At 67.3% G+C, this 6,714-nt stretch carries 8 protein-coding genes; 5 read left to right on the top strand and 3 right to left on the bottom strand.

What is annotated here, in order from left to right; all coding sequences use genetic code 11:
* Positions 1–3: 3 nt before the first annotated feature.
* A complete protein-coding gene (locus tag PMES_RS00710) occupies positions 4–915 on the bottom strand; it encodes an isopenicillin N synthase family dioxygenase (RefSeq protein WP_159963601.1) in 912 nt (303 codons plus the stop codon).
* Positions 916–1,020: 105 nt separating this feature from the next.
* Between PMES_RS00710 and tpiA the strand changes: the two genes are divergently transcribed.
* Positions 1,021–1,779: a triose-phosphate isomerase gene (gene tpiA, locus PMES_RS00715; RefSeq protein WP_159963602.1), complete on the top strand. Its 759-nt coding sequence runs from the start codon at positions 1,021–1,023 to the stop codon at positions 1,777–1,779.
* Here the strand turns inward: tpiA and PMES_RS00720 are convergent.
* Both PMES_RS00720 and dksA read right to left on the bottom strand, forming a co-directional pair.
* Positions 1,754–2,947, bottom strand: coding sequence for an FAD-dependent monooxygenase (locus PMES_RS00720; RefSeq protein ID WP_159963603.1), 1,194 nt, complete (start codon positions 2,945–2,947; stop codon positions 1,754–1,756). The genes tpiA and PMES_RS00720 overlap by 26 nt on opposite strands.
* 124 nt (positions 2,948–3,071) lie before the next feature.
* The gene (dksA, locus tag PMES_RS00725; protein WP_159963604.1) at positions 3,072–3,494 is read right to left on the bottom strand and encodes an RNA polymerase-binding protein DksA; all 423 of its coding nucleotides are present in this window, start codon (positions 3,492–3,494) and stop codon (positions 3,072–3,074) included.
* Positions 3,495–3,671: 177 nt separating this feature from the next.
* Here dksA and PMES_RS00730 point away from each other — a divergent pair, with 177 nt between their 5' ends.
* From PMES_RS00730 to PMES_RS00745, 4 genes are all read left to right on the top strand, one after another.
* On the top strand, positions 3,672–4,511 hold the full coding sequence (locus PMES_RS00730; protein ID WP_159963605.1) for an AAA family ATPase: 840 nt from the start codon (positions 3,672–3,674) through the stop codon (positions 4,509–4,511).
* 102 nt (positions 4,512–4,613) lie between these two features.
* Positions 4,614–5,054 carry a GNAT family N-acetyltransferase gene (locus PMES_RS00735; protein ID WP_159963606.1) on the top strand — a complete coding sequence of 147 codons (441 nt, stop codon included), beginning with the start codon at positions 4,614–4,616 and terminating at the stop codon, positions 5,052–5,054.
* A 5-nt stretch (positions 5,055–5,059) separates the two neighbouring features.
* Complete coding sequence (locus PMES_RS00740; RefSeq protein ID WP_438943218.1) at positions 5,060–6,430, top strand: DUF2927 domain-containing protein; 1,371 nt, start codon at positions 5,060–5,062, stop codon at positions 6,428–6,430.
* Positions 6,427–6,591: an apolipoprotein acyltransferase gene (locus tag PMES_RS00745; protein WP_159963608.1), complete on the top strand. Its 165-nt coding sequence runs from the start codon at positions 6,427–6,429 to the stop codon at positions 6,589–6,591. The genes PMES_RS00740 and PMES_RS00745 overlap by 4 nt, the downstream gene beginning before the upstream one ends.
* Positions 6,592–6,714: the final 123 nt, after the last annotated feature.

A 6,714-nucleotide genomic window follows, 5' to 3' on the forward strand; every position in this document is an offset into this window, starting at 1 on the left:
CGCCTACCCCTTCCGGCCGAGATGCAGGTAGGTCTCGTCGTAGCGGCGCGACAGGTGCTCGCCCGCCAGGATCGGCGCGGGGGCGCCCGGCTCGGAGACATCGGTGTCGTAATCGGGATTGAAGAAGAGCGGCACCGAGATCCGCTCCTGCGCGTTGCCGATGACGCGGTGCGGTGTCGCCACGATCCGCCCGGCGGTCCACATCTCCAGCATTTCCCCGAAATTGACGATGAAAGTCCCCGGCGGCGCGCTCAGCGCGATCCAGCTTCCGTCCCGCCCCCGCACCTCGAGCCCGGCCTGCCCGTCCGTGGCAAGCAGCGTCAGGCAGCCGTAATCGGTATGGGGCGCGATGCCGAAATCGCGCGCCCCGGCCCAGTCCGGGCGCGCCGGGTAGTGGTTTCCCCGCAGCAAGGCCATGGGGCGCTCGAACCGGCCGTCGAACCGCGCCGGATCGGCGCCGACGGCGCCCGCCACTGCCGTGAGAAGCTCCCGGCAGACATCGAGTGCCTCGCCGTAGTAGCGCTCGAGGATGGACCGGAAGCCGGGCATGTCCCGCGGCCACAAGTTGGGCGCGTAATAGCGCGAGCCGCGCGCGGCGAGCGGATCGCCCGGCGGCAGTTCGAACCCCATGTCGAAGACCTGCTTGTAGTCGGGATTGGCGGCCGGATCGACCTGCTCCGAGCCGGGCGCGCCCCAGCCGCGATTGGTGCCCGTGCGCGCCATGTCGATATGGTTCTTCACCTCGGGCCCGCTGGCAAAGAAGTCGCGATAGGCCTCGATCACCGTGCGCACCTCGGCGGCGTCGATCGCGGTGCCGTGGACGGTCATGAAACCCGTTTGCATTGCGGCCTCGCGCAGGGCCGAGACTGTCTGCGGTGCGCCGAGACGCGCGGCGTCGATGCGTGGTATCGTCATGGGCTCTCTCCCCTGCCGGGCTGCGTGCATGCTTCTGCCCCTCTTTTTCACCCGGTGCAAACCCGTTAAGCCTCGCTGTAACGGGTTGGCAGAGGGAGTGATGTGATGACAACCAGAGGCAAGCTGGCGGCGGGAAACTGGAAGATGAACGGCCAGGGGTCCGATCTGCAACAGATCGAGACGCTGCGCGCGGCGCTGGACCGCGGGGAGCATGGGGAATGCGGCGTGCTGATCTGTCCTCCGGCAACCTTGCTGGAACGGATGGCACGGCTCGGCGGGGAGAACCTGGCGCTTGGCGGGCAGGATTGCCACGCCGCGCAATCCGGGGCGCACACGGGCGATATCTCGGCCCCGATGCTCGCCGATGCCGGGGCCTCGCATGTCATCGTCGGCCATTCGGAGCGCAGGGGCGATCATGATGAGCAGGATGCCGATATCCGCGCCAAGGCCGAGGCGGCCCATGGGGCGGGTCTGACGGCGATCGTGTGCATCGGCGAGACGCTCGAGGAGCGCGAGGCGGGCCGGACGCTGGACACGCTCTGCGCCCAGCTTGCCGGATCGCTTCCCGACGGCGCGTCGGCCGCGAACACGGTGGTGGCCTATGAGCCCATCTGGGCGATCGGCACGGGCAAGGTGCCCCAGGGCGCGCAGATCGCGGAGGTGCATGACCGCCTCCGATCGGAGCTCGAGACGCGGTTCGGGGAGGACGGCGCCGGGATCAGGCTCCTTTATGGCGGCTCCGTGAAAGCGTCGAACGCCGCCGAGATCTTCGCGATCGACAATGTCGATGGTGCCCTCGTGGGCGGCGCGTCGCTCAAGGCCGACGATTTCCTCGGCATCATCGCGGCGCTCGCGAAGGCCTGATCGCGGCGCGCGTGACGTCATGGCCGTAGAGCCAGTCGAAACGCGCGAGCATCCCGCCCGGCAGAACCCGGTTGCCCATCCGCAACGCGAGATGGGCGCCGCGGCGCAAGAGCGGGTTGCGCAGATGATAATTACGCGCATTTCCATCCGCGGCCTCGATCGCCCGTACCGTGCGGGCATAGCGCGCATCCTGATAGGCCGGCGGGCCGCGTTCAAAGCCCAGCTCGTCCAGCGCCGCGGCGAGGGTCCAGGCATCCTCGAGCGCCAGGTTGGCGCCCTGCGCGAGGAAGGGAAGGGTCGGATGCGCCGCATCGCCCAGAAGGGCCGCGCCGTCCCCGTGCCAACGACGCGCCACGCGGTGTCGGTGCAGCCCCCAGACATGCACATCGCGCACGTTCGAGACGAGGGCGCGCGGGGCCGGAGCGAAGCCGTCGAAAGCCGCGGCGAAGGCGGACGGGTCGCCCTCGTGCGACCAGCCCTCCTCCGCCCAGCTGCCGCGCTCCTCGACGCCCACGAGATTGATCGCCCCGCCGCGCAGCGGATAGGCTACGAGGTGCCGGCCCGGTCCCATCCAGACGCGCGCTCCCGGCAGGGATGCGGCCTCCCCCGCGCCCTTCGCGTCGATGAGCGCGCGCCAGGCCACCTGCCCGGTGAAGAAAGGCAGATCGGCGCCGTTCAGCGCCGTGCGCAGCCGGGAATGAAGCCCATCGGCACCGATGATGAAGGTCGTCTCGAGCGGATCGCCCGGCCCCTCGAGCCGCCAGCCGCCCGCGCTGCGACGCAGCCGGTCGATCCGCCAGCCAAGCACGATCTTCACGCCGCGCTCGGCCGCCACGCGGGCGAGACCCGCGATGAGGGTGGCGCGATGGAAGAGATGATAGGGTTTCCCGGCGAGATCCATGCGCAGGATCGGACGGCCGCTTGGACCGTCGAGAAGCGTGACGGCCTGCGAACGCAGAGCCTGCGCCGCCAGGTGGCCGAGCCCGAGCGCCCGCAGCACGGCCCAGCCATTGGGGCTGACCTGGATGCCGGCGCCGATCTGCTCCAGTGCCGGCGCCTGTTCGATCACGGTGACCTTCGCGCCGCGATCGGCAAGGGCGATGGCAACCGCGAGGCCGCCGATCCCCGCGCCGAGTACCGTGAGGCCCTGTCCCGCGATCCCGTTCATTGCCGCTCTCTCGAAATGACAAGGAGCACCGCTTCCGGTGCCCCTCCCCTTGAAGTCCTGTCCCCTACGGCGTCCATCAGCGTGACACGCGCCGCCCCCCGTCAGTCCGGGCCCTGACCGCGCCTCAGTCGTCGCGATGCACTTTCTCGCGGCGCTCGTGCTTCTCCTGCGCCTCGAGGCTCAGGGTGGCGATGGGACGTGCGTCGAGCCGCTTGAGTGAAATCGGCTCGCCGGTCATCTCGCAATAGCCGTATTCGCCCTCGTCGATCCGGCGCAGCGCCGCGTCGATCTTGGCCACGAGCTTGCGCTGGCGGTCGCGGGTGCGCAATTCGAGCGCCCGGTCCGTCTCCTCGCTCGCCCGGTCCGCGACATCGGGAATGTTGCGGGTGCCGTCCTGAAGGCCCTCGATGGTGGTCTTGCTGTCATCGAGCAGGTCCGATTTCCACTCGGTCAACTTCCGGCGAAAATACTTCAACTGCCGGTCATTCATGAAAGGCTCGTCTTCGGCCGGCCTGTAATCGTCGGTCAGAAACGTTTCGGCTTTCATATTGGTCCCCTCCATCCGCCTGGGCGAGGTGCCGGGCGGATACAATACTAATGGTATATCCCGTGGCGCGGAGATACTCCAAGGCCGTGCTCTTGTCACGCCCCATTCGCCCGGTTGATGGTGCTCCCGAAGGCACATATGCTCGCCTCAAGCTCGCAGCTCAGGATGTTGAAAACCATGAAGTTCACCTCGACCGACGCCTATGTCGCCACCGAAGACCTCACGGTCGCGGTCAATGCCGCGGTCACGCTCGAGCGCCCGCTTCTGGTGAAGGGCGAGCCGGGCACCGGCAAGACCGAGCTGGCCCGGCAGGTGGCCAGTTCCATGGGCCTCGACATGATCGAATGGCACGTCAAGAGCACCACCCGCGCCCAGCAGGGTCTCTATGAATACGACGCCGTTAGCCGCCTGCGCGACAGCCAGCTCGGCGATCCGCGCGTACAGGATGTCGGCAACTACATCCGTCGCGGCAAGCTTTGGGAAGCCTTCACCACGTCCGAGCGCGTGGTCCTGCTGATCGACGAGATCGACAAGGCCGATATCGAGTTCCCGAACGACCTGCTCCAGGAACTCGACCGCATGGAGTTCCATGTCTACGAGACCGGGGAGACGGTGAAGGCGCGCCATCGCCCGATCATCATCATCACCTCGAACAACGAGAAGGAGCTGCCCGACGCTTTCCTGCGCCGCTGCTTCTTTCACTACATCCGCTTCCCGGACATGGCGACGATGCGCAAGATCGTCGAGGTGCATCATCCGGGCATCAAGGACACGCTGCTGACGGTTGCCCTGACGCAGTTCTACGAGCTGCGCGAGCAGCAGGGTCTGAAGAAGAAGCCCTCGACCTCCGAGGTGCTCGACTGGCTGAAGTTGCTTCTGGCCGAAGACCTGACGGCGGAGGATCTTCGCAAGGATGGCGCCGGCGCCCTGCCCCGTCTGCACGGCGCGCTCCTGAAGAACGAGCAGGACGTGCATCTCTTCGAACGCCTCGCCTTCATGGCACGCGCCGGGCGCTGAGCGTCACGGGCATGGCCGCGCCGGCGGATGCCGTCTGCGCATCCCGGCGCGGCCGAGGCGCGCCGCCCGCAGGTTTCGGAAAACACACAAGGAAACCCGTCGATGTCGTATCACGTCCGCCCGCTCGCACCAGACGATCACGACGACTGGGTGCGCCTTTTTACCGCCTATCTCGATTTCTACTCCACCCGCCTCGATCCCGAGCAGATCGAGCTGCAGTTCCGCCGCCGGCTCGAGGATAGCGAGGCCGAGTTCCGCTGCCTCGTGGCGATCGCCGACGACAAGGCGGTCGGGATCGCGCATTACCTCTTTCACCGCCATGGCTGGCGCGAGGAGCAGGTATGCTACCTGCAGGATCTCTTCGTGACGCCGGAACACCGCGATCACGGTGTCGGGCAGACGCTGATCGGCGCCGTCTTCGCCGCCGCGGATGCCGCCGGGGCGCCGAAGGTCTTCTGGATGACCGAGAATTCCAACCGCCAGGCCCGCAAGCTCTACGATCGTATTGGCAAGCTCACCGCTTTCGTTAAGTATGAGCGCTGATGATAGTGCGCCTCCTCCTTCTCGCCGGCAGCCTTGCCCTTGCAAGCTGCGCGCCCGTCCCGCGCCAGCATGTCGCCGAGCGCGGCGAATACATTCCAAGCCGCCTGCCGCCGATGAAGACCTTCACCCGTTCCGGTGCACAGGCGCCCGAGCGCTCCAACAGCTCGATCGCAAACGACTTTCTCGATCTTTCCTTCCAGCTTGAGAGCGGGCGGACCCTGCCCGTCTTCACGCGGTTCGAGGGTCCGGTGACGGTCCGGGTGACGGGGAATGCGCCGGCCAGCCTGGATGCCGATCTGACGCGTCTGCTCGCACGGCTGCGCACGGAGGCGGGAATCGACATCACCCGGATCGCTCCCGGCCGCCCCGCCGGCATCAACATCGAACTGGTGACTCGGACCCAATTGCAGCGTGCCGTGCCGCAAGCGGCCTGCTTCGTGGTGCCGCGCGTGGCCAGCTGGGCGGAATTCCGCCGCAACCGCCGGGGCGCGATGACCGACTGGACGACGCTGCGCAGCCGCGAGCGGATGTCCGTCTTCATTCCCCGAGATGTCAGCCCGCAGGAGGTCCGCGACTGCCTTCACGAGGAGATGGCGCAGGCGCTCGGCCCGCTGAACGATCTTTACCACCTGACCGACAGCGTCTTCAACGACGACAACTTCCACACCGTCCTGACCGGGTTCGACATGCTGATCCTGCGCGCGACCTATGCGCCGGAGCTGCGTTCGGGAATGACACGGGCGGACGTGGCCGCCACGTTGCCGGGCGTTCTTGCGCGGCTGAACCCCAAGGGCGCGCAGATTCAAGAGCGGCCCCGCGGCCGGACGAGCCGTGCCTGGATCAACGCGATCGAGGGTGCGCTGGGCCCGCAGAACACGATGGAGGCACGCCAGGGGGCCGCCAAGCGCGCGGTGCATATCGCCGGCGACGAGGGGTGGGACGACAACCGCCTCGCCTTCAGCCTCTTCGCACTCGGGCGCCTGTCGCTCGGTGCCGATCCCGAACTGGCGCTCAACGCCTTTCTCAAGGCGTCGAATATCTACGCCTCCGACCCCTCGACGGTCCTGCACGAGGCGCATATCGCGATGCAACTTGCCGCGTTCGCCCTCTCCTCGGATCAGGCCGGAACGGCGATCGCCATCGTCGACCGCTCCCTGCCCTCCGTCAGGCAGGCCGAGAACGCGGCCCTTCTGGGCTCTCTGCTGCTGGTCAAATCCGAGGCGCTCGACGCGATGGGCCGGCCGGACGAGGCGGCGAGACTGCGCCGCGAAAGTCTTGGATGGGCCCGCTACGGCTTCGGCACCGACGCCGAGGTGCGCAAGCGCGCCGGCGAGATTGCGGCGCTCAATCCGAACAGTAGACAGGACAGGACATGATCGTATTCGCCGTCGCCCTCATCGGGGCGATCTGGGGCGGGCTGCAGGCGCGGCGCCGCGGGGGCAATCGACTGGACATGCTTCAATATGCTGCGGGATACGCGATCCTGTTCGGGCTGCTCGGCCTTGTCGCGACGATCATCATCGCAAGGACGATGTAGAGCCGATGTTTCTGCCCTTCTTCGAAACGCTCAGGGCGCACTGTATAGGGCGGTTGCAAATTAGGCCACGGTAGCGCCGGTATTTTGCCGGGGCGGGCGGCGCAAAAGTCGTCCACTTTTGCT

The sequence above is a fragment of the Profundibacterium mesophilum KAUST100406-0324 genome (assembly GCF_009835145.1).
GTDB classification, from domain to species: Bacteria; Pseudomonadota; Alphaproteobacteria; order Rhodobacterales; family Rhodobacteraceae; genus Profundibacterium; species Profundibacterium mesophilum.

Excerpts from the sequence above, each read along its gene's own strand:
- dksA (WP_159963604.1), bottom strand. The coding sequence starts at position 3,494 with ATGAAAGCCGAAACGTTTCTGACCGACGATTACAGGCCGGCCGAAGAC.
- PMES_RS00735 (WP_159963606.1), top strand. The coding sequence starts at position 4,614 with ATGTCGTATCACGTCCGCCCGCTCGCACCAGACGATCACGACGACTGG.
- PMES_RS00745 (WP_159963608.1), top strand. The coding sequence starts at position 6,427 with ATGATCGTATTCGCCGTCGCCCTCATCGGGGCGATCTGGGGCGGGCTG.
- tpiA (WP_159963602.1), top strand. The coding sequence starts at position 1,021 with ATGACAACCAGAGGCAAGCTGGCGGCGGGAAACTGGAAGATGAACGGC.
- PMES_RS00710 (WP_159963601.1), bottom strand. The coding sequence starts at position 915 with ATGACGATACCACGCATCGACGCCGCGCGTCTCGGCGCACCGCAGACA.
- PMES_RS00720 (WP_159963603.1), bottom strand. The coding sequence starts at position 2,947 with ATGAACGGGATCGCGGGACAGGGCCTCACGGTACTCGGCGCGGGGATC.
- PMES_RS00730 (WP_159963605.1), top strand. The coding sequence starts at position 3,672 with ATGAAGTTCACCTCGACCGACGCCTATGTCGCCACCGAAGACCTCACG.